The following is a 21320-nucleotide window of genomic DNA, read 5'->3' as shown; positions in this document are numbered from 1 at the left end:
CCCCCCCACACACAAAACAAAAACGTCTCCCCCCTGGGGTTTCTTCCCACCCAGGGAAAAAACCCCCCACGGTGACGCCGTTTCGGATCAGTGCAAGCGGAGGACGGCTCCGCTCAGAGCTCGAGCCCGGGGTAGAGCGGGTGCGCCGTCAGCATTTCCGCGGCGGCGGCCTTGGTGCGCTCGGCCACCCCGTCGGCGATCGAGTACTTGGCCTTGCCCGGGGCGCCCGACGCGGTGGCGGTCGGGGTGGTGTTCGACAGCACGTCGACGATCAGCTCGGCCACGCGGTCGAAGTCGTCGGCGCCGAAGCCGCGCGAGGTCAGCGCCGGGGTGCCCAGCCGCACACCGGTGGTGTACCAGGCCCCGTTGGGGTCCTGGGGCACGGAGTTGCGGTTCGACACCACGCCGGCATCGAGCAGGGCCGACTCGGCCTGGCGACCGGTGAGGCCGTACTGGCCGACGTCGAGCAGCACCAGGTGGTTGTCGGTGCCGCCGGTGACCAGCTTCTGCCCACGCTTGAGGAATCCCTCGGCCAGCGACTTGGCGTTCGAGGCCACGTTCTGGGCGTAGGTCTGGAACGACTCGGTGCGGGCCTCGGCCAGCGCCACGGCCTTCGCGGCCATCATGTGCGACAGCGGGCCACCGAGCACCATCGGGCAGCCGCGGTCGACGGCACCGGCGAACTCACTCGTGGCCAGCACCATGCCACCGCGCGGGCCGCGCAGCGACTTGTGGGTGGTGGTGGTGACGACGTGGGCGTGCGGCACCGGGTCCTCGTTGCCGGTGAACACCTTGCCCGCCACCAGACCCGCGAAGTGGGCCATGTCGACGAGCAGGGTGGCGCCCACCTCGTCCGCGATCTCGCGCATCTTGGCGAAGTCGACACGACGGGGGTAGGCGGAGTAGCCGGCGATCAGAATGAGCGGCTTGAACTCGCGGGCGTCGGCGAGCAGCTTGTCGTAGTCGATCAGCTGGGTCTCGGGGTCGGTGCCGTAGGAGCGCTGATGGAACATCTTGCCCGAGATGTTGTGGCGGAAACCGTGGGTGAGGTGGCCGCCGGCGTCGAGCGACATGCCCATGACGCGCTGTTCACCGAAGGTCTTGCGCAGGGTCTCCCAGTCGTCCTCGGAGAGGTCGTTGACCGTCTTGGCGCCGAGCTTCTCCAGCGCCGGAGACTCGATGCGCTGCGCCAGGATCGCCCAGTAGGCCACCAGGTTGGCGTCGATGCCCGAGTGGGGCTGCACGTAGGCGTACTCGGCGCCGAACAATTCCCGCGCATGCTCGGCGGCCACCGACTCGACGGTGTCGACGTTCTGGCAGGCGGCGTAGAAGCGGTGGCCGACGGTGCCCTCGGCGTACTTGTCGCTGAACCAGGTGCCCATCGTGGCCAGCACCGGCAGCGAGGCGTAGTTCTCGCTCGCGATCAGCTTGAGCGACTCACGCTGATCGGTGAGCTCCTGCCGGGTTGCCTGCGCGATCCGCGGCTCGACCTGCTCGATCACGGAAAGGATGGTCTGGTAGGCGCTGCTCAGCTGGGTGTTGACGTCGGACACGCGGGACTCCTTGCGGGCTGTCGGGGCTATGGGGTCAATCTACTGCCAGCCGACAGCCCTCCTCGCCCGATGTCGAACCCCGCAGTGCGGCAAACATGACTGCCCGAGCCCGACCAGCGCCCCACAGCGGCCCTCATCGGCGACGAGCAGTCACTTTTGCCTCATCCGCGCAGGCGCATGACCTCGTAGAGCGCGATCGAGGCCGCCACCGAGGCATTCAGCGACTCGACCTCGCTGCCGATCGGAATGGTGGCCAGCACGTCACAGTTCTCGCGCACCAGCCGGCTCAGGCCCTCGCCCTCGGAGCCCACCACCAGCACCACCGGGCCATCGGCCCCCGGCACTCCCGAGATGTCGGTGTCGGCCTCGCCGGCCAGACCCACGATCGTGAAACCAGCCTTGGCGAAGGTGCCCAGAGCCCGGTTGAGGTTGCCCGCCATCGCCACCGGAATGCGCGCCGCGGCCCCCGCCGAGGTCTTCCACGCGGCGGCATTCATGCCCGCCGAGCGACGCTCCGGAATCAGCACCCCATGCGCCCCGAAGGCCGCGGCCGAGCGCACGATGGCGCCCAGGTTGCGGGGGTCGGTGATGCCGTCGAGAGCGACGATCAACCCCTCGGTGTCCGACTCGACCGTGGTGGCCAGCAGGTCATCGGGGTGCAGGTACTCGAAGGTCGGCAACTGCACGGCCACGCCCTGATGGGCGAGCCCGCCGGTCATCCGGTCGAGTTCTGCTCGCGTGACCTGCAGCATGGGAATCGAGTTCTCGGCGGTGAACTTCAAGATCTCGCGCAGCCGGTCGTCGCGCTCCGCACCCTCGGCGATGTAGGCCCGGCGCACCGGCAGCCCGGCCTCCAGCGCCTCGAAGACCGGGTTGCGCCCGATCACCCAGTCCGCGGCCGTCGCAGTGCGCGTCGTCTTCGGACGCGACGCCTGCCGCTTCTCGGCTGCCTGCTTGGCCTTGTGCGCCTTGTGATAGGTGCGGTCCTCGGCCTTCGGCGTCGGCCCGCGACCGGCCAGCGAGCGACGGATGCGCCCCCCGGAGCCGGCAGCCTTGTTCTTGCCCTTGGTGGTCGCGCCGCGACGCGAGGAATTGCCGGCCATCAGTGCTTCTTCCGTTCCTGGTCGAGCGCCCAGGTGGCGCCCTGTGGGGTGTCGGTGATCGTGAGTCCCAATCCGGCCAGCGTGTCACGAATCGCGTCGGCGGCGGCCCAGTCCTTGTGGGCCCGCGCCTCGGCGCGTTGGGTGAGCATCGCCTGCACGAGCCCGTCGACGACCGGTTCGAGATCGGACGACGCCTGGCGTGACAGGTGAGCCCATTCGGGCGCCAGCGGGTTCAGCCCCAGCACCTCGAGCATGAACCGCACCGCCATGCTGTGATCGGCGACGGCCTGCACATCGCCCGAAGCCAGGGCGCGGTTGCCTGCGGTGACGGCCCCGAACAGGGCGGCGACGGCGCCGGGGGTGCCCAGGTCGTCGTCCATGCTGCGGCTGAACTCATCGCGCTGGGCGGTGCCCCGGCCGGCGGCCACCTCGACCCCGGCGGACTGGGCGGCCATGATCGCCGCCGAGGCCCGCTCCAGGAAGCCGTCGATGCGCTCGATCGCCTTCGAGGCCTCGTCGAGAGAACCGCGGGTGGCTTCGTCCGATGCCGAGAACTCGATCATCGAGCGGTAGTGCGGGGCGACCAGGAAGAACCGGACGGCCCGCGGGTCGTAGGTGGCCGTGACCTCGGAGACTCGGGCGGTGTTGCCCAGCGACTTCGACATCTTCTCGCCGGCCATCGTGACCCAGGCGTTGTGCATCCAGTAGCGGGCGAAGCCGCGACCGGCGGCCGCCGACTGGGCCAACTCGTTCTCGTGGTGGGGAAAGCGCAGATCGATGCCGCCGCCGTGGATGTCGAAGGTGTCGCCCAGGTACTTCCCGGCCATCGCCGAGCACTCGATGTGCCACCCCGGACGACCGCGCCCCCACGGGCTCGGCCACGAGGCGGTCGCGGGCTCGTCCGGCTTGTGCCCCTTCCAGAGCGCGAAGTCGCGGGGATCGCGCTTGCCGCGTGGGTCGGCGTCCTCGGCGGGCTCCATCTCGTCGACCTTCTGGCCCGACAACTCGCCGTAGCGGGGCCAGGAGGCGACATCGAAGTAGACGTCGCCCGAATCGTCGGGGGCCGGGTAGGCGTGGCCGCGCTCGATCAGCTCGCCGATCAGCTCGACCATCTCGGGGATGTGCCCGGTCGCGCGCGGCTCGTAGGTGGGGGGAAGGCAGCCGAGCGAGGCGTAGGCGGCGTGCAGTTCGTTCTCGAACTCATAGGCGTGGGCGAACCACGGCACCCCGCGCTCGGCCGACTTGGCGAGGATCTTGTCGTCGATGTCGGTGACGTTCGCGACGACGGTCACCTCGTAGCCGCTGTGGGTCAGCCACCGACGCAGCACGTCGAAGACCACCTCCTTGCGGATGTGTCCCAGGTGCGGGCTCGACTGCACGGTGAGTCCGCAGTGGTAGATCGACACCTGTCCCTCGACGAGGGGTTCGAAGTCGCGGATGCCACGCGTGGCGGTGTCGTACAGGCGGAAGGTCACCCGAGGATTCTAGGGGACGACAGCCCCACGACTACGCTCGCTGGCATGCTGCGCACGCCCATCCTGCATCCCGACCTGCTCGCCGGACTGGCCCGCTGTGGCCACGGGTCGCAGGTGCTCATCGCCGACGCCCTGTTTCCCCACGCCACCGGAGCCGATCCTGCCGTGCCACGGGTGCACCTGAACCTCACCCCGGGCACGGTGCCGGCGGCGCAGATCGTCGCTCTGGTCGCCGAGGCCTGCTTCATCGAGGCGGCCGCGTTCATGGCCGATCCCGAGGCGCCCGGCGGGGAGTCGCCGGCCGTGGGTGACTACCGCGGGCTGCTGGCCGACCACCGTCACTGGGGTGGGCGTGAGGTGACCTGGGAGGGCGTCGAGCGGATGGCCTTCTACGAGGCGTGCTGGCAGCGCGACGTGGCCCTGGTGATCGCCACCGGCGAGGTGCGTCCCTACGCCAACCTGCTGCTCACGCTCGGGGTGCCCTGACCCCGCCCGAGCGGTGGATCACTTCTTGGCCTTCGCCCGCAGGGCATTGATGTCGAGCCGGGAGGCCGCAACCAGATCGATGTCTTCGGCCTCCTGCTCCCAGGGGTCGACCGGCCGCTCGTAGTCGGGGTCGGCGAACCCCTCGGAGGGGTCGTACGGGTTGTGCAGTTTCAGCTGGCTGCCGTCGGAGACCTGGATCATCGAGTCGGGGCTCATCACCTCGTCGGGCAACTTCGAGAGCACGTCGCTGACGTATCCGCGGGCCGCCTCGATCAGCGGCACCTCGCGGTTCTGGTGCTGCCCCTCGTACCAGCGGTAGTCGAGCACCTCGTGGAAGATCTGGGCGTTCTCGCGCTTGCCCTTGAGGTCCTGCGGCACCTGGTCGAGCACCGGTTCGAACACCTGGGTGAGCCACTGGTGGGCGATCACGGCCTCGTCAAGGTGTGACTGGCCGGTGCGCGCCCGGTAGGTGTCCAGGTCGTTGAGCAGCCGCCGGGCCTGGTTCTCCTCGGTGTCGAGTCCGGTCAGCCGCAGCAGTCGTCGCGAGTGGTGGCCGGCGTCGACCACCTTGGGCTGGATGCTGATCCGGTCCCCGCTGGGCGAGGTGTTGATGGCGAGTTCGGCCACGTCGAAGCCGAGGGCGTTGAGGCGCCGCACGCGACCCTCGACTCGTCCGATCTCGGAACCGGGGAACTCCTCCCACTCGGTGAGTTCGGCCCACAGCTCGCGGTAGCGGTTCTCGATGGTGTCGACCAGGGCCAGCGGGTCGAGCGACTCGGCGAGCAGGCCGCCGGCCTCGAGGTCGCAGAACTCGCCGAAGATGTTGGTGCGGGCGATGGTGAGGTCGTGCTCGCGCTGACCCTTGGTGAGCACCTCGTGCAGTTCGCCGGTCTCGGCGTCGACGAGGTGGGCGGCGAACTCCTCGGCATCGCGGCGGAAGAGCACGTTCGACAGCGAGATGTCACCCCACAGGAAGCCGAGCAGGTGCAGGCGAGCCATCAGCACCACCAGCGCATCGATCAGCCGCATCACCGTGTCGTGCCTCACACCCGAGTGGAACAGCGAGCGGTAGGGCAGCGAGAACTGCAGGTGGCGGGTGATGAGCACCGGGTCGAGGGGCAGTCCGTCGGCATCAACCCGACCGGTCACCACCCCGACGGGCTCGACCCCGGGGGCACCGAGCCGCTTCAGGTCGTGCAGCAGCCGGTACTCGTGGAGGGCCAGGTGTTCGATGACCTCCTTGGCCGCGTACACCGCGTCGCCCACCTTGATGAAGCGCACCACGTGCCGCGAAATGCCTCGTGGTAGCGCGACGAGACGCGTCGTCGGCCACTCCGCGAGGGGTGTGCCCCACGGCAGTGGCACCAGCCGGGTGTCGGGTCGGGCGGACAGGAAGCGTGGCACGGGCCCATTGTGTCATCCCCGACCCACGACCTCGCCCCAGCCGAAGCCGGACGAGGCCGTGGTCGCGTCGGGGATGGACTCCGGTCAGAGACCGAAGCTGATCGTCACGAACCGCGGTCGATTGTTGTTGGCGTTGGCCAGCAGGTCATCGCCGACGCCGCTGTTGACGTTGTACGAGATCACCAACTCGCCCGGCTTGCTGATCGTCGGGTGCGCGGCCACGTTGTACGGCGCGTACAGGTTGCCCTGCCCGCCCTCGGGGGCGGTGTAGACGGCGACCCGGTCACTGAAGGGTCCGTACGGGGTCGGAGCCGTCGCCACGTAGACCCGGTGGTCGGTGAAGATGCCGGCCGCGGTGGTGGTGAGGACGAACTGGCCAGCCATCGGGGTGACGCTGTACGAGGCGCCCAGGTCGGGCAGGATCGGCGCGGAGGCGTGCTCGTCGTCCGACCAACCCTCACCGGTCCAGAACTGCCAGTCGTGGTCGATCAGGTGGCCGACGCGGGCGCGGGCCAGGTGCATGACGCTGTCCTTGAGCCCGTAGATGTAGAGGTAGCCGCCGCAGCGGATCACCTCGTTGCCCCAGTTGACCCCGCCGGGCTCGCCGTAGGTGCGGGTGACCTTCTCGACCTTGAAGTCGCTGGTGTAGGTGACGATGTCGGAGCCGAGCCAGCCGAAGTTCCACGGCGGGGTGCCGTCGGTCATGCCGATCCGGCCCTGGAAGACCCGCAGCTGGCCGCCGTCGACGATGCCGTCGGCATTCCAGTACCAGGGGTCGCCGTTGACCGAGTCGGGGGGAGAGGCGATCGACTCGGGTGCCTCCTGGGTGCCGCCGGTGATCGTGGTGATCGGCACGCCCTCGTCGGTCGCGGGCAGGATCGAACCGTGGATGAAGCCCGGGCTGGTCATGCTCTCGTCGGAGTTGACGGGACCCAGGAAGGTGTCATTCATCAGCCAGACCACCTGGTGGCCGGGCAGTTCGGCGGAGTAGACCCCGTCGGAGGCCGCCCAGCCGCGATGGTTGTCCCAGCCGCCGCCGGAGTTGCCGAACTGCCGGAAGGCCTCGGTGAGTGCGGTGTTGGCGGTGGCGGTGGGCTTGAGGGTCGGGGCGGTGCCGCCCCCGGTGCAGGCGGCGAAGGACTCGGCGGTGGCCGACCCTGCTGAACCCGACTGGGCCGTGGCGGGCGAGGCCGTCGCGATCAGGGCGAGGCTGGCCGCGCAGGCCAGGACGGCCGTGCCCAGTCCGAGCCTGCGGGAACGGATGGGGGTCGATGACGGCCGCGCCGATGGGCGCGAGCGTGCGGCGGAGTTCGTGGTCATGGGGGGAGTGCCTTTCCTCTCGACCCGCGCCGTCGTCCCGATCGGGGCAACGTGCCACGGGCCACGCGTCATTGCTGGTGGGAGGTGCTCACGGGCCCGGGGTCCCCATCGTGACCGGGGAGGGCTCGTCGGGTTCCACTCTGGCGGTGTTCCACGCCAGTGTCAACGTTGTCACTCGAATTCATGACAACGTTGTCATGTTCCGAGAGGAGTGCTCAGAGCTGGTCGAGGGCGTAGCGCAGGTCGGCCACGAGGTCGTCCGTGGGTTCGATGCCCACGCTCAAGCGCAGCAGTCCCGGCGTGATTCCCGCGGACGAGAGCACGTCTTCGGGCATGGCGGCATGGGTCATGGAGGCCGGGTGGGCGACCAGCGACTCGACCCCGCCGAGCGACTCGGCCAGGTCGAAGCAGCGCAGGTGCCGCACCATGGTCGAGGCTGCGGCTCGTCCGCCGGAGAGGTCGAAGCTGACCAGCGATCCGAACCCGGCCTGCTGGCGGCGGGCGAGTTCGTGCCCCGGGTGGGTCGGGATGCTCGGGTGGTGCACGGCGCTGACGGCCGGGTGCTCGGTGAGCAGGGCGACGACGGCCAGCGCGTTTTCCTCGTGCACCCGCTGGCGCGCCTCGAGGGTGCGCAGGCCGCGCAGGGTCAGCCAGGCGTCGAACGACGACCCCGTCACCCCCAGGGTGTTCGCCCACCCGGCCAGGTCGTCGTGGCGGGTCTGGTCGGCGCTGATCAGGGCACCGGCGATCACGTCGGAGTGGCCGTTGATGAACTTGGTGGCCGAGTGCATCACCAGGTCGGCGCCGTGGTCGATCGGCTGCTGCAACAGCGGTGAGCAGAACGTGTTGTCGACGAGCACCGTGGCGCCGGCCGCATGGCCGAGGTCGGCGAGGGCCGCGATGTCGCTGATCCTGAGCAGCGGGTTGGATGGGGTCTCGATCCACAACAGGTCGGCGGGGGAGCCGAGAGCCTCGCGGGCCAGCTCGAGGTCGGTGAGGTCAACGAAGTCCACCACCAGCCGCCCCTGGTCGGCGAACCGCTGGAGCAGCCGCCAGGTGCCCCCGTAGAGATCGTGGGTCGCGACCACTCGTCCGCCGGTGGGCACGGTGCCGATCACGGCCAGGGTCGCTGCCGCCATGCCGGACGAGGTGACCACGCACCCGGAGCCGCCCTCGAGGGTCGTCAACGCCTCGGCGAGCAGGGTGCGGGTGGGGTTCTTGGTGCGGCCGTAGTCGTAGTCACCGCCGGGTTGGCCCAGGTCGTCAAAGGTGTAGTTGGTCGACGGGTACCACGGGGGGACGATCGCGCGCTGCCCCTGATCGGTGCCCAGCCCATGGCGCAGTCCGCGGGTGAGACGGGAGATCTCGGGGTGCTCGTTCATGGCCCGGACTCTACTCAACCCGCCGGTACCCCCTCGCATCTGCCGCCCCTTGTCACGTCTGCCCCCTGTTGCAACGGCGGCAGATGCGACCAGAGGCGGCAGATGCGGAGGGAGGCGGCTGAAGGGAGGCCACGAATAAGGTGGTGCCACCATGAACGACGACCTGCTGCTGCGTCCCTGGACCCACGCCGATGCCCCGGCATTGCTGCGCCTGTACCGCAGCACGCCCGACCTCGACCGCCAGTTGCCCGACCTGGTCGACCTGGCCGCCGCGCGATCGTGGATCGACTGGACGACGCTCGACAGCAATGCCCTGTTCGCCCTCACCGAGCGCGGCGTCGCCCTCGGCAGTGTGGGCCTGAGCGGCATCGACCGACACCACGGCACCGGCTGGTTCCACTACTGGGTGGGGCAGCCCGGCCGCGGGCGCGGACTGATGTCGCGGGCGGCCGCGACCGTCGCCGACTGGGCACTGGCCCCCGCCAACCCCGGCCCCGGCCTCGGGCTGCACCGCCTGGAGCTGGGTCACCGGGTGAACAATCCGGCCTCGGGTCGGGTGGCGCTGGCCGCGGGCTTCGTGCAGGAGGGGATCGAGCGGGCCAAGCTCGCCTACGGGTCGGAGCGGTTCGACGTGGTGGCGATGGCGCGGCTGGTCACCGACCCTCACCCCGCCGGCATTCCCATCGCACTGCAGCCTCCCGCCTGACCCGCGCACCTGACCCTCGGCCCCTGACCCTGGCCCGTGCCCGGTGGCTGACGACTCCACCACCGCGAGACCCGGTTTGACAGCCCGCCCAGCATGGTTAGGCTTACCTCGCTCAATAAGGCGATGCCTGCGTCGCGTTAATGGGTGACCCGGATTCCGTGGAGGACAGCCCATGCTGGCGAACTACCTGATCGGCCTGCGCGAAGGTCTCGAGGCCTCGCTGGTCGTCGTCATCCTCATCGCCTGGCTGGTGAAGACCGACCGACGCTCGCTGATCGGCAAGATCTGGGCGGGTGTCGCCATCGCGATCGCCGTCTCGCTCGCCTTCGGCGCGGCCCTCACGTTCGGCCCCAAGGGCCTCACCGTGCAGGCCCAGGAGGCCATCGGTGGTGTGCTCTCGATCATCGCGACCGGCTTCGTGACCTGGATGATCCTGTGGATGGCCAAGGCCGCCCGCGGACTCTCGGGCGAACTGCGCGCCGCCGTCGACAAGGCCGCAGCCGGTCAGGCCCGCGGTGGGCTGATCGCCCTGGCCGTGCTCGCCGTGGGTCGCGAGGGACTCGAGACCGCCCTGTTCCTGTGGGCCGCCACCAACACGGCCGCCAACGGCGGCTCCGCGGTCACTCCGCTGGTCGGCGCGCTGCTCGGCATCGCCACCGCGGTCGCGCTCAGCTGGCTGAGCTACAAGGGGGTTCTCTCGCTGAACCTGGGCGTCTTCTTCCGCTGGACCGGCGCCATTCTGGTGCTGATCGCCGGGGGAGTGTTGGCCTACGGCATCCACGACCTGCAGGAGGCCGGCATCGTGCCCGGTCTCAACGCCCACGCCTGGGACATCAGCGGCGTGATCCCGCCCGACTCCGTGCCCGCGGTGGTCGCCAAGGGCATCTTCAACTTCTCACCGACCCCCACGTGGGCCGAGGTGATCGCCTGGGTCGCCTACGTGGCCGTGGTGATGACCCTGTTCGTGCGCAGCCAGCGGACGACACGCAAGCCCGCCACGAGTGCGGTCGCCGGCCGCGCCGCCACCGCTTCCTGAGCCCCTCCTCCTTCACCCCAAGACTGGACCCGTCATGCCCCTGCCCACCACCCCAGCCTCCTCGCGCCTGCTGGCCGGGGCCCTCGCCGCGCCCCTGCTGATCGGCGCCCTCGCCGGGTGCACCGACAACCGCGCCGGCTCCGGATCGGGGGCCGTCGCGGTCACCGCCACCGACACCGAGTGCACGCTCTCGTCCGTCGAAGCACCCTCGGGAACCGTGACCTTCACGGTCACCAACAAGGGCAGCAAGGTCAACGAGTTCTATCTGCTGGCCAGTGACGGGCTGCGCATCATCGGCGAGATCGAGAACATCGGCCCTGGGCTCACCCGCGACCTGGTGCTCGCGGCCCAGCCGGGCAGCTACCTGTCGGCGTGCAAGCCGGGCATGGTCGGTGACGGCATCCGCGCCGACTTCACGGTCACCGATTCGGGGCAGTCGGCCTCGTCCGACCCCGACACCGACAAGCTGGTGGCCACCGCCAACCAGCAGTACTCGCTGTACGTGAAGGACCAGACCGACCAGCTGCTCGCGGGCACCAAGGCCTTCGTGACCGCGTTCAACGCGGGCGACGAGAAGACGGCGCGAGAGCTGTACGCGGCGACCCGCCTGCACTGAGAGCGCATCGAGCCCGTCGCCGAGTCGTTCGGTGACCTCGACCCGCGCATGGACCTGCGTGAGGCCGACGTGGCCGACGGCGAGGCGTGGACCGGTTGGCACGTGGCCGAGAAGGACCTGTGGGCCCCCGCCAGCGGTTACACCAAGCTGACCGCCGACCAGCGCAAGAAGATCGGCGACCAGCTGCTCGCCGACACCCTGACCCTGCACGAGCGCACCCGCTCGATGACCTTCACCGTCGACCAGATCGCCAACGGCGCCAAGGCGTTGCTGGACGAGGTGGCCACCGGCAAGGTGACCGGCGAGGAGGAGGCCTTCTCGCACACCGATCTGTGGGACTTCCAGGGCAACCTCGACGGCGCGCGCGTCGCGTGGGAGAACCTGCGGCCGGTGCTCAAGGTGAAGGATCCGGCGCTCGACACCCAGCTCGAGACCCAGTTCACCGCCACCCAGAAGCTGCTCGACTCGCACAAGCAGGGCGACGGCTGGAAGACCTACGACCAGCTCGACAAGACCGAGGTCAAGGCCCTCTCCGACCAGGTGAACGCCCTGTCGGAGCCGCTGTCGAAGCTCACGGCAGCCGTGCTGAAGTGAGCGTCAGCCGTCGTCGCCTGTTCGGCACCAGCGCCGCCGCTGTCGGCGTCGGACTGGCCGCCGGGGTGGGTGGCACCCTGGGTGCCGAACGGCTCACCGCCCCCGAGCCGGACGGCCCGTACGCCCTGGCCGGCGACCACCAGCCGGGCATCGTCACCCCGGCCCAGGATCGGCTGCACTTCGCCGCCTTCGACGTGACCACCACCTCGCGGGAGGCGTTGGTGGCGCTGCTGAAGGCGTGGACGACGGCCGCCGACGAGATGATGCGCGGGTTGCCGGTGTCGGGCCTCGACGGCGGGTACGACGCTCCGCCCGCCGACACCGGTGAGGCCGAGGGGCTGCCGCACGCGCACCTGACCATCACGATCGGGTTCGGGCCCTCGCTGTTCCGCGATGCCGCCGGGAGCGACCGGTTCGGCATCGCCGACCGTCAACCGCGGGCCCTGCAGCCGCTGCCGCACTTCGCGGCCGACAAGCTCGACCCCGCCCGCAGCAACGGCGACCTGTGCGTGCAGGCCTGCGCGGACGACCCGCAGGTCGCCGTGCACGCCATCCGCAACCTTGCGCGGATCGGCTTCGGCACGGTGGCGTTGCGCTGGTCACAGCTGGGCTACGGGCGCACCTCGTCCACCTCGACCGACCAGGCCACCCCCCGCAACCTGTTCGGCTTCAAGGACGGCACCGCCAACGTCAAGGCCGAGGAGAGCGAGGCCCTCGACGAGCACATCTGGGTGGCCGACGACGATGATCCTGCGGCCAGCTGGCTCGCCGGTGGGTCGTACCTGGTCAGCCGCCGGATCGCGATGATCCTGGAGACGTGGGATCGCACCTCGCTGCGGGAGCAGGAGAACCTGATCGGGCGCGATCGGGCCGGCGGTGCGCCGCTGTCGGGCGGCACCGAGTTCACGCCCGTCAACTTCGCCACCACCGGGCGTGAGGGCAAGCCACTCGTCCCCGTCGACTCGCACGTCGCCATGGCTCATCCGACCCGCAACGGCGGGGTGAGAATGCTGCGCCGGGGCTACAACTACATCGACGGCTCCGACGCCCTGGGCCGCATGGACGCCGGGCTGTTCTTCATCTGCTTCGTGCGCAACCCGCTCACGCAGTACGTGCCGATGCAGACCAAGATGTCGAAGTCCGACGCACTGATGGAGTACCTGCAGCACCGCGCCTCGGCCCTGTTCGCGGTGCCTCCGGGCATCATGGCCGGCGAGTACGTGGGTCAGGCGCTGTTCAGCTGAGTCGCGACCGGTGTGGTTCTTCCACGCCCCGGGCTCCACCCGTTCTGCCGAGCCGATGGGTGGCTGGGAGAATGAGCCGTGGCCGTCACCAAGATTCTGCTGTTCTACCGCTTCACCCCGCTCGCCGACCCCGAGGCGATCCGGCTGTGGCAACTCGAGCTGGCCACTGCCTGGCGGATGCGTGGGCGCGTGATCGTCGGCCCGCACGGCATCAACGCCACCCTGGGCGGCACCGTCGACGACTGCAAGCAGTACCTCAAGCGCACCCGCGCCCACCCGGCCTTCGCCGACCTCGACGTGAAGTGGAGTGAGGGCACCGGGCTCGACGCCGACGGCCTCTCCCGCGACTTCCCCCGACTCAGCGTCAAGCATCGTCTGGAGATCGTCAGCTTCGGGTGCCGGACGAGGTGCGGGTCACCGCCGACGGCATCACCGGAGGGGGAGCCAGGCTCACCCCCGCCGAGGTCAACGCGCTGGCCGACGAGCGCGACGACCTGGTCTTCTTCGACGGACGCAACGCCGTCGAGGCCGAGGTCGGGCGCTTCCGCGACGCCGTGGTGCCGCCCACCCGCACCACCCATGACTTCGTCGCGGCCCTCGAGTCGGGCGCCTACGACCACCTCAAGCATCGTCCGGTGGTCACCTACTGCACCGGCGGCATTCGCTGCGAGGTGCTGACGGTGCTGATGCGCAACCGCGGTTTCGACGAGGTCTACCAACTCGACGGCGGCATCGTCGGGTACGGCGCCCAGTTCGGAAACGACGGGCTGTGGCAGGGCTCCCTGGCCGTCTTCGACAACCGCGAGGTGGTCGACGTGGGCCCTCGTCCGCAGGTGATCGGACGATGCCACCGCTGCGGTGCACCGACGGCCCGGCTGCACAACTGCGCCGACCTCGCCTGCCGGGAACGCTTGGTCACCTGCCCGGATTGCGCCGCCGCCGGCGAGATCTGGTGCGCCGACCACGGCACCCGCTGACGGGTCGGGGCTGCCGAGCGAGACGGGTAACGGGAGAGGCCCCCGCTCCGATCGGAGCGAGGGCCTCTGACGGCGTGCCGGGAACGGATCAGGAGATGCGGTCCTGGGTCTCGTTGGAGAACACGTGGATGTGGGACGGGTCGACCGACAGGCGAACCTGGGCGCCACGCTGCGGTGGGCGACGGCTCGAGATGCGGGCCACGATCTGCTGGGCGATCAGCTTCTGGTCGTCCGGCAGACCCGACAGGGTGCCGTAGAGGTAGGCGTCGGCGCCGAGTTCCTCGACCACGGCGACATCGAGGCCGATGCCGTCCTGGCCGTCCTCGGCGAGGTTGAAGACCTCGGGGCGGATGCCCACGGTGAGGGTCTTCTCGCCCTTGGCCTTGTCGAGCACCTCGCGGGCGACGGGAACGACGTAGTCGCCGATCTTGACGCCACCCTCGGTGGGCTCGCCCTCGATCAGGTTCATGGCGGGCGAACCGATGAAGCCGGCCACGAACAGGTTCTTCGGGGTGTCGTACAGGGCCAGCGGGGTGTCGACCTGCTGCAGCACGCCGTCCTTCATGACGGCCACGCGGTCACCCATGGTCATGGCCTCGACCTGGTCGTGGGTCACGTAGACGGTGGTGACGCCCAGGCGGCTCTGCAGGGCAGCGATCTGGGTGCGGGTCTGCACGCGCAGCTTGGCGTCGAGGTTCGACAGCGGCTCGTCCATCAGGAAGACCTGCGGGTTGCGGACGATGGCGCGGCCCATGGCGACGCGCTGACGCTGACCACCCGAGAGGGCCTTCGGCTTGCGGTTGAGCAGTTCCTCGAGGCCCAGCAGCTTGGCAGCCTCGAGCACGCGGCTCTGGCGCTCGGCCTTGTTGACGTTCTGCATCTTCAGGGCGAAGCCCATGTTGTCGGCGACCGACATGTGCGGGTACAGAGCGTAGTTCTGGAAGACCATCGCGATGTCGCGGTCCTTCGGCGGAAGGTCGGTCACGTCGCGGTCACCGATGAAGATGCCGCCGGCGTTCACCTCTTCCAGACCGGCGAGCATGCGCAGCGAGGTCGACTTGCCACAGCCCGACGGGCCGACGAGCACCATGAACTCGCCGTCACCGATCTCGAGGTTCAGCTTGTCGACGGCGGCACGCTCGGCGCCGGGGTAGACGCGCGTGGCGTCCTTGAAACTCACAGTTGCCATTGCTGACAATCCTCTCCACGGGCAGGTACGTGCCCGACGATCCGTAGTGGAATTCCGGCGCCCCGCGTTCGGGGCGCTTGAGTTGTGGGAGCCCGTCCCCATGGCTGGTGGTCAGGTTCCTGGGATGGAGTCTGCCACAGGGCGCGCCCGGCGCAAGGGGTGCTCACCCATTGTCGAAAATCGAGACCTGGGCGTGACCTGAGCCGTCCCGCGACCGCGCCGGCCGGTGGGTGGGCGGTGGGGGAGAGTGCGGCGTGACCGGTGGGGGGCTCGTCCGACGGCCACCGTGGGGTGACCGGGTGGGCCGATATCCTGACCGCGCCGTCTGTCATGTGACGACGCCTCGATGAATGAGGACCCCACCATGCGCCGCACCCTTGCCGCCAGTGCCACCGCCCTCCTGATGCTCGCCGCCTGCGGCGCCCCTGACAGCCTTGCCATCGGCCAGACGGCCACCTACGAGGTCGCGGACGACCGCTCGGGCACCGATGCCAAGCTCGACGTGGCGGTGATCGGAGTCAAGGAGGTCACCAAGAGCGCGCTGGGAGACGTGCAGCTCAAGGAGGACTACGCGTCGCTCTACCTGGTCACCTACACCGCCAAGGTGACCTCAGGGAAGTACGCAGCCGACTACACCTACCCGTTCAGCGCCTACAAGTGGTCGGGTGATGCCAGCAAGGGCAAGGTGACCACGATCAACGTGGTGATGGGTGGCATCGACGGCTGCCCGGGCTTCTCGAGCGAGACCACCGCCAAGCTGGCCAAGGGTGAGCAGATCACCGCCTGCCAGGTGCTCGCCACCGATGAGAAGGGTGCGCTGACCGACGTCTCCCTCGACAGCTCGAGGAAGGGTGCCCGCACCCAAGGTCTGTGGTGGAGCGCCCAGGCCTGATCCCCCCCAGACCTGATCCCGCAGACCTGATCCCGCAGGCCCGATCCCGCGGGCGTGCCGGGTGACTCAGCACTCGACGATGTTGACCGCCAGGCCGCCGCGGGCCGTCTCCTTGTACTTGGTCTTCATGTCCTGACCCGTCTGCATCATGGTCTTGACCACCTGGTCGAGACTCACGATCTGGGTGCCGTCGCCGGCCAGCGCCAGCCGGGAGGCCGTGACGGCCTTGATCGACCCGACCGCGTTGCGCTCGATGCAGGGAATCTGGACGAGCCCACCCACCGGGTCGCAGGTGAGGCCCAGGTGGTGCTCGAGCCCGATCTCGGCCGCATTGCAGACCTGCTGGGTCGTCCCACCCCTGACCTGGGTGAGACCGGCGGCCGCCATCGAGCAGGCCACGCCCACCTCGCCCTGGCAACCCACCTCGGCCCCCGAGATCGAGGCGGTCTGCTGGTAGATGCTGCCGATCGCACCGGCGGTGAGCAGGAAGTCGATGATCGCCTGCTCGTCGTCGCGAATGAAGTGGGTGACGTAGCTGAGCACCGAGGGGATGATCCCGGCCGCGCCGTTGGTGGGGGCGGTGACCACCCGTCCGCCGGCGGCGTTCTCCTCGTTGACGGCCAGCGCCCACAGGGTCAGCCAGTCCATGCCCGCCAGCGGGTCGGGGGTTCGTCCGGCCAATGACGACTGCGCCTCCAGGTCTCGCAGCATGCGGGCGGCCCGCCGGCGCACCTTCAGGCCGCCGGGCAGCACGCCCGTGGTCGTGGTGCCGTGGTGAATGCATTCGACCATCACCCGCCAGATCTCCAGCAGCCCCGCGCGCACCTCGTCGGCAGCGGTCGCCGGGTCGGGACGACGTGAGAGCTCGTTGGCCCACATGGCCTCGGGAATGGTCAGTCGGTGGTCGGAGCAGACCGCGAGCAGGTCGGCGCCGGTGCGGAACGGGTGGGGCACCACCGTCGGGTCGGGCACCACACTGATGCCGCCCTCGGGGGTGCCCTCGAGCACGAATCCGCCACCGATGGAGTAGAAGGTGCGCTGGGCCACCACCTCGGCGCCTGCCCAGGCCGTGAACGTCATGCCGTTGGGGTGGCCCGGCAGCGACCGGTTGCGCCACATCACGAGGTCGTCGTCGGCGAAGGGCAGGTCACGCTCGCCCGCCAACCGCAGGGTTCTGGTTTCGCGCAGGGTGGCCACGCGGGCCGCCGTGCGGGTGGTGTCGACCGTCTCGGGGCGGTTGCCCTCGAGCCCGAGCAGCACGGCCGCCTCGGATCCGTGACCGTGCCCGGTGGCACCCAGGGAGCCGAACAGCTCTGCCTTCACCCGGGTCACGGCGTCGAGGTCGGACGACGCGGCCAAGTCGAGCGCGAACGTGCGCGCCGCGCGCATCGGCCCCACCGTGTGCGAGGAACTGGGACCGATGCCGATCTTGAACATGTCGAAGACGCTGACCACCACGGGAAGGAGTCTGCCCCAAACGGCGATAGCGCGCATCGCGCAGTGGTGGTGAGTCGTCCCGGGTGCTGAGATGACAGCGGGTCGCCGGGTGTGGTGGTGTGGGCCTGCCCGCGCACGCCGGGCCCCGACCTGCTGAGGAGCACGATGAAGGCACTCGTCAAGACCACCGCCGCACCCGGACTGGATCTGGTCGAGGTGCCGATGCCCATGGTCGGCCCCAATGACGTGCTCGTGAAGGTGCGGCGCACCGGCATCTGCGGCACCGACCTGCACATCGAGGCGTGGGACGGGTGGGCGCAGGCGAACATCACCGCCCCGTTGATCGTGGGCCACGAGTTCTGCGGCGACATCGTCGAGTTGGGCTCGGCGGTGACCGACCTCGAGGTGGGCCAGTTCGTGTCGGCCGAGGGTCACTTCGTCTGCGGGCGCTGCCGCGCGTGTCTGGCCGGCAAGCGTCACCTGTGCATCAAGACGCGCGGCATCGGGGTGCAGATCGACGGGGCCTTCGCGGAGTACATCGCGATTCCCGCCAGCAACATCTGGGTGCACCGGTACCCGGTCGACCCCGACGTCGCGGCCATCTTTGACCCGTTCGGCAATGCGGTGCACACCGCGCTGCAGTTCAACCCGCTCGGCGAGGACGTACTGGTCTCGGGGGCCGGCCCGATCGGCATCATGGCCGCGCTGGTCGCCAAGCACGCCGGTGCCCGTCACGTCGTGATCACCGACCTGTCGGACGAGCGCCTCGCCCTTGCCAGCCGCCTCGGCATCGACACCACCATCAACGTCGGTCGGGAGCGGGTGGCCGACGTCTGGGACACCATCAACCTGCGCGAGGGCTTCGACATCGGTCTGGAGATGTCGGGGGCCGGGCCCGCGCTGACCGAGATGATCGCCAACATGACCCACGGCGGCCGCATCGCGATGCTGGGCATCCCGTCCAAGGACATCTCCATCGACTTCTCGAAGCTGGTGTTCTCGATGCTCACCCTGAAGGGCGTCTACGGCCGCGAGATCTTCGAGACCTGGTACTCGATGGCGGTGCTGCTGCAGTCGGGGCTCGACATCTCGGGCGTCATCACCAACCGTTTCGACCACACCGACCACGTCGCCGCGTTCGAGGCCGCCCGCTCCGGTGGGTCGGGCAAGATCGTCATGACCTGGGCCGACTGACCCGTGCCCGAATGACCCCGTGCCCGAATGACAACGTGCCCGACTGACTTCTGGGAGAACTGACATGCCCAACCCCTCCGACCGCCTGCTGACCGACCTCGCCGACCAGCTCACCCAGCTGCGCGCCGACGGCCTCTACAAGGACGAAGCGCCGCTCACCACCGCCCAGTCGGCCCACATCGGGGTCGGCGCCAGCCCCGCCGGGCCGGGCGGCGAGGCGATCAACCTGTGCGCCAACAACTACCTCGGGCTGGCCGATTCGCCGGTGCTGATCGACGCCGCGAAGGGCGCGCTCGACCGCTGGGGCTTCGGGATGGCCTCGGTGCGGTTCATCTGCGGCACGCAGACCCAGCACGCCGAGCTCGAGCGCGCTCTCGCCGACTTCGTCTACGGCGCCGGCTCGGTCGAGTCGGGGGAGCGTGACACCATTCTCTACTCGAGCTGTTTCGACGCCAACGGCGGGCTGTTCGAGGTGCTCCTCGGCGCCAAGGACGCGATCATCTCTGACGAGCTCAACCACGCCTCGATCATCGACGGGGTGCGCCTGTCGAAGGCCGCCCGGTACCGCTACAAGAACCGCGATCTGGACGACCTGCGCGCCCAGCTCGAGGCCGCCAAGGACGCCCGCTACCGCCTGATCGCCACCGACGGCGTGTTCTCGATGGACGGTTACGTCGCCCCCCTCGACGAGATCTGCGCGCTGGCGGACGAGTACGACGCCCTGGTGATGGTGGACGACTCCCACGCCGTCGGCTTCGTCGGGCCGACGGGGGCGGGCACCCCGGAGAAGTTCGGGGTGCAGGGCCGCGTGGACATCGTCACCGGAACCCTCGGCAAGGCGCTCGGCGGGGCCTCCGGCGGGTACACCACCGCCCGGGCCGGCATCGTCGAGATGCTGCGGCAGCGGTCTCGTCCGTATCTGTTCTCGAACTCGCTGGCACCGGCCATCACGGCCGCATCGCTGGCGGTGCTGGAGCTGCTGGGGTCGTCGTCCGGGCTGTTGGAGAAGCTCAACGAGAACACCGCGTGGTTCCGCGCCGAGATGACGGGACGCGGCTTCGAGATCCCGGAATCGGACCACGCGATCGTGCCCGTGATGATCGGTGACGCCGCGGTGGCTGCCCGGATGGCCGATCTGATCCTGGCCGACGGTGTCTACGTGCGCGCGTTCAGCTACCCGGTGGTGCCGAAGGGCAAGGCACGGATCCGCACGCAGATGTCGGCCGGGCACTCCCGGGCCGATCTCGAGCGTGCGGTGGCGGCGTTCGAGCGGGCGCGCGACCAGGTCGCCTGATTCGCGCGCCAACGGGTTTCGTCGGTCCAGGAACCGCACACTCCGTCTGGATCGAGCAGACTCCGTCCGGATCGAGCAGACTCCGTCCGGATCACCCGCAAACTCCCAGGAAAGAGTGGGACTCGCATGAAGGTTCCTGGGTGGTCTCAATCGGTCAGTGCAACGGTGAGTAGTTGTTGCAGTTTCTCACGTGGGGTGAGGGCGTTGAGAGTTTCGCGGGGTCGGTCGTTGAGGAGGTTCTGGACGTGGAGGATCTCGGCGTCGGTGATCTGGGCGAAGTCGGTGGGTTTTGGCCAGAAGTCGCGGATCAGGCCGTTGGTGTTCTCGTTGCTGCCTCGTTGCCACGGGCTGTGGGGGTCGCAGAAGTAGACCTGGGTGTGGGTGGCGAGGCTGAACGTGGGGTGCTCGGCCATCTCGGATCCTTGGTCCCAGGTGAGTGACTTCATCTGCATCTGCGCTGGCAGGGTGGCGGCCATGGCGATCAACGCGTCGACAACGGTGGTGCTGTCGTGTTGGTCGGGCAGCCGATGGAGCAGGACGAACCGTGAGGCGCGTTCGACCAAGGTGATGATGGCGGTCTGGTTGCGTGCTCCGAGGACCAAGTCACCCTCCCAGTGGCCCGGGATCGCTCGATCGGCTGCCTCGGCCGGTCGTGTGGAGATGTGATGACCCTGCAGCCATGGTCGTCCCGTCCGGGGCGGTAGCTTCGAGTGGGGGATGCGGTGGGTCCGTCCGGATCGCAGTGCCTTGTCGATCCTCAGTTCCTCGCGCAGGGAACCCCTGCCCTGGACGTAGAGGGCCTGGTAGATCGTCTCGTGGCTCACGGAACCATCTTTGCCATGCTGCGCCGCCAGACGGATCGACACCTGCCGGGGCGACCAGTGAGAGTTCAACCCCTCGACGACCCGTTGCCGCAGCACGGGATCGTCCAACCTTGACCGTTTCGGACGTCCCCGACGGCCCGCGGCCGCGGTCTCGGCAGCCTCAGCCCGATACCCGGTCGGTGTCGAGTTGCGGGCGATCTCTCGGCTGACCGTCGACGCCGACACCCCCAGCTGGCCGGCGATGCGCCGTAACGACCACCGCTGGACCAACCCGACATGGATCAACGTCCGATCCGCCAACGACAACCGGGCCCCGTGTGACGGCGCCGGGTGCGGCAGCACCGGCCGTACAACCTCGACCTCAACAACCAGACCGCCATGACGACCACGCTTCAGATCCATGCCAGCAGCATGCAACCAACCAGCAGCCGTCCCCGCGCTCACACCCACCTGATCCGCGGCCCTCTGCGCCGAGTACCCCGACGCCGCCAACCACAGCACCCACTCCCGCATCCACCCCGGGTAACCCGGATTCCCACGACGCATGCAACACCTCCGAACAACGTGTTGCACTGACACCCTGACTCCACCCTG

Annotated in this window: 19 protein-coding genes and 1 pseudogene; 11 read left to right on the top strand and 9 right to left on the bottom strand. The window is 69.3% G+C overall.

Features of this window, described 5'->3' with window-relative positions:
• Nucleotides 1–113: 113 nt before the first annotated feature.
• The 3 genes from ACSDQ9_RS06800 to cysS form a co-directional block, all read right to left on the bottom strand.
• A complete protein-coding gene (locus tag ACSDQ9_RS06800; RefSeq protein ID WP_435145310.1) occupies nt 114–1583 on the bottom strand; it encodes a glycine hydroxymethyltransferase in 1470 nt (489 codons plus the stop codon).
• Between the two features lie 131 nt (nt 1584–1714).
• A complete protein-coding gene (gene rlmB / locus ACSDQ9_RS06795) occupies nt 1715–2656 on the bottom strand; it encodes a 23S rRNA (guanosine(2251)-2'-O)-methyltransferase RlmB (RefSeq protein WP_435145307.1) in 942 nt (313 codons plus the stop codon).
• Nucleotides 2656–4131, bottom strand: coding sequence for a cysteine--tRNA ligase (gene cysS, locus ACSDQ9_RS06790; RefSeq protein WP_435145304.1), 1476 nt, complete (start codon nt 4129–4131; stop codon nt 2656–2658). Before cysS ends, rlmB begins: the two co-directional genes overlap by 1 nt.
• 45 nt (nt 4132–4176) lie before the next feature.
• On the opposite strand from cysS, the gene ACSDQ9_RS06785 reads away from it, so the two are divergent.
• Nucleotides 4177–4617: an RbsD/FucU family protein gene (locus ACSDQ9_RS06785; protein ID WP_435145301.1), complete on the top strand. Its 441-nt coding sequence runs from the start codon at nt 4177–4179 to the stop codon at nt 4615–4617.
• Between the two features lie 18 nt (nt 4618–4635).
• Here the strand turns inward: ACSDQ9_RS06785 and ACSDQ9_RS06780 are convergent, their stop codons facing one another.
• The 3 genes from ACSDQ9_RS06780 to ACSDQ9_RS06770 all read right to left on the bottom strand — a co-directional run bounded on the left by ACSDQ9_RS06780 (nt 4636) and on the right by ACSDQ9_RS06770 (nt 8723).
• On the bottom strand, nt 4636–6021 hold the full coding sequence (locus tag ACSDQ9_RS06780; protein ID WP_435145298.1) for a DUF4032 domain-containing protein: 1386 nt from the start codon (nt 6019–6021) through the stop codon (nt 4636–4638).
• Between the two features lie 84 nt (nt 6022–6105).
• Nucleotides 6106–7341: a hypothetical protein gene (locus tag ACSDQ9_RS06775; RefSeq protein ID WP_435145295.1), complete on the bottom strand. Its 1236-nt coding sequence runs from the start codon at nt 7339–7341 to the stop codon at nt 6106–6108.
• 215 nt (nt 7342–7556) lie between these two features.
• Nucleotides 7557–8723, bottom strand: a complete 1167-nt coding sequence (locus ACSDQ9_RS06770; RefSeq protein ID WP_435145292.1) for a trans-sulfuration enzyme family protein — start codon at nt 8721–8723, stop codon at nt 7557–7559.
• A 151-nt stretch (nt 8724–8874) separates the two neighbouring features.
• On the opposite strand from ACSDQ9_RS06770, the gene ACSDQ9_RS06765 reads away from it, so the two are divergent.
• The 7 genes and pseudogenes from ACSDQ9_RS06765 (at nt 8875) to ACSDQ9_RS06735 (ending at nt 13896) form a co-directional block, all read left to right on the top strand.
• The gene (locus ACSDQ9_RS06765; RefSeq protein WP_435145289.1) at nt 8875–9429 is read left to right on the top strand and encodes a GNAT family N-acetyltransferase; all 555 of its coding nucleotides are present in this window, start codon (nt 8875–8877) and stop codon (nt 9427–9429) included.
• A 172-nt stretch (nt 9430–9601) separates the two neighbouring features.
• Nucleotides 9602–10465, top strand: coding sequence for an iron uptake transporter permease EfeU (efeU, locus tag ACSDQ9_RS06760; RefSeq protein WP_435145286.1), 864 nt, complete (start codon nt 9602–9604; stop codon nt 10463–10465).
• Between the two features lie 34 nt (nt 10466–10499).
• On the top strand, nt 10500–11081 hold the full coding sequence (locus ACSDQ9_RS06755) for a cupredoxin domain-containing protein (RefSeq protein WP_435145283.1): 582 nt from the start codon (nt 10500–10502) through the stop codon (nt 11079–11081).
• Between the two features lie 48 nt (nt 11082–11129).
• A complete protein-coding gene (locus ACSDQ9_RS06750; RefSeq protein ID WP_435145281.1) occupies nt 11130–11675 on the top strand; it encodes an EfeM/EfeO family lipoprotein in 546 nt (181 codons plus the stop codon).
• A complete protein-coding gene (gene efeB / locus ACSDQ9_RS06745; protein ID WP_435145278.1) occupies nt 11672–12919 on the top strand; it encodes an iron uptake transporter deferrochelatase/peroxidase subunit in 1248 nt (415 codons plus the stop codon). Before ACSDQ9_RS06750 ends, efeB begins: the two co-directional genes overlap by 4 nt.
• A 78-nt stretch (nt 12920–12997) precedes the next feature.
• A pseudogene (locus ACSDQ9_RS06740) lies at nt 12998–13291 on the top strand (hypothetical protein); the annotation flags it as partial.
• A gap of 23 nt (nt 13292–13314) precedes the next feature.
• Entirely contained in the window at nt 13315–13896 is a 582-nt protein-coding gene (locus tag ACSDQ9_RS06735) for a rhodanese-like domain-containing protein (RefSeq protein WP_435145276.1), read from the top strand.
• Nucleotides 13897–13984: 88 nt separating this feature from the next.
• Here ACSDQ9_RS06735 and ACSDQ9_RS06730 read toward each other — a convergent pair whose 3' ends face one another.
• Nucleotides 13985–15085 carry an ABC transporter ATP-binding protein gene (locus ACSDQ9_RS06730; protein ID WP_435145274.1) on the bottom strand — a complete coding sequence of 367 codons (1101 nt, stop codon included), beginning with the start codon at nt 15083–15085 and terminating at the stop codon, nt 13985–13987.
• 346 nt (nt 15086–15431) lie between these two features.
• Here ACSDQ9_RS06730 and ACSDQ9_RS06725 point away from each other — a divergent pair, with 346 nt between their 5' ends.
• On the top strand, nt 15432–15977 hold the full coding sequence (locus tag ACSDQ9_RS06725) for a hypothetical protein (protein WP_435145272.1): 546 nt from the start codon (nt 15432–15434) through the stop codon (nt 15975–15977).
• Between the two features lie 66 nt (nt 15978–16043).
• On the opposite strand, the gene ACSDQ9_RS06720 is transcribed toward ACSDQ9_RS06725, so the two are convergent.
• The gene (locus ACSDQ9_RS06720; protein WP_435145270.1) at nt 16044–17471 is read right to left on the bottom strand and encodes an L-serine ammonia-lyase; all 1428 of its coding nucleotides are present in this window, start codon (nt 17469–17471) and stop codon (nt 16044–16046) included.
• Nucleotides 17472–17579: 108 nt separating this feature from the next.
• Between ACSDQ9_RS06720 and tdh the strand changes: the two genes are divergently transcribed.
• Nucleotides 17580–18608 carry an L-threonine 3-dehydrogenase gene (gene tdh / locus ACSDQ9_RS06715; RefSeq protein WP_435145268.1) on the top strand — a complete coding sequence of 343 codons (1029 nt, stop codon included), beginning with the start codon at nt 17580–17582 and terminating at the stop codon, nt 18606–18608.
• A 64-nt stretch (nt 18609–18672) separates the two neighbouring features.
• Nucleotides 18673–19902 (top strand): glycine C-acetyltransferase, encoded by a 1230-nt coding sequence (locus ACSDQ9_RS06710; protein WP_435145266.1) that lies wholly within the window; start codon nt 18673–18675, stop codon nt 19900–19902.
• A gap of 146 nt (nt 19903–20048) precedes the next feature.
• Here ACSDQ9_RS06710 and ACSDQ9_RS06705 read toward each other — a convergent pair whose 3' ends face one another.
• A complete protein-coding gene (locus ACSDQ9_RS06705) occupies nt 20049–21128 on the bottom strand; it encodes an IS30 family transposase (RefSeq protein ID WP_435143774.1) in 1080 nt (359 codons plus the stop codon).
• Nucleotides 21129–21320 lie beyond the last annotated feature (192 nt).

Source organism: Aestuariimicrobium soli, assembly GCF_051192575.1.
GTDB classification, from domain to species: domain Bacteria; phylum Actinomycetota; class Actinomycetes; order Propionibacteriales; family Propionibacteriaceae; genus Aestuariimicrobium; species Aestuariimicrobium soli.
Note: the sequence above shows the minus strand (reverse complement) of the source record. Positions and strands in the feature narration are given on the sequence as shown.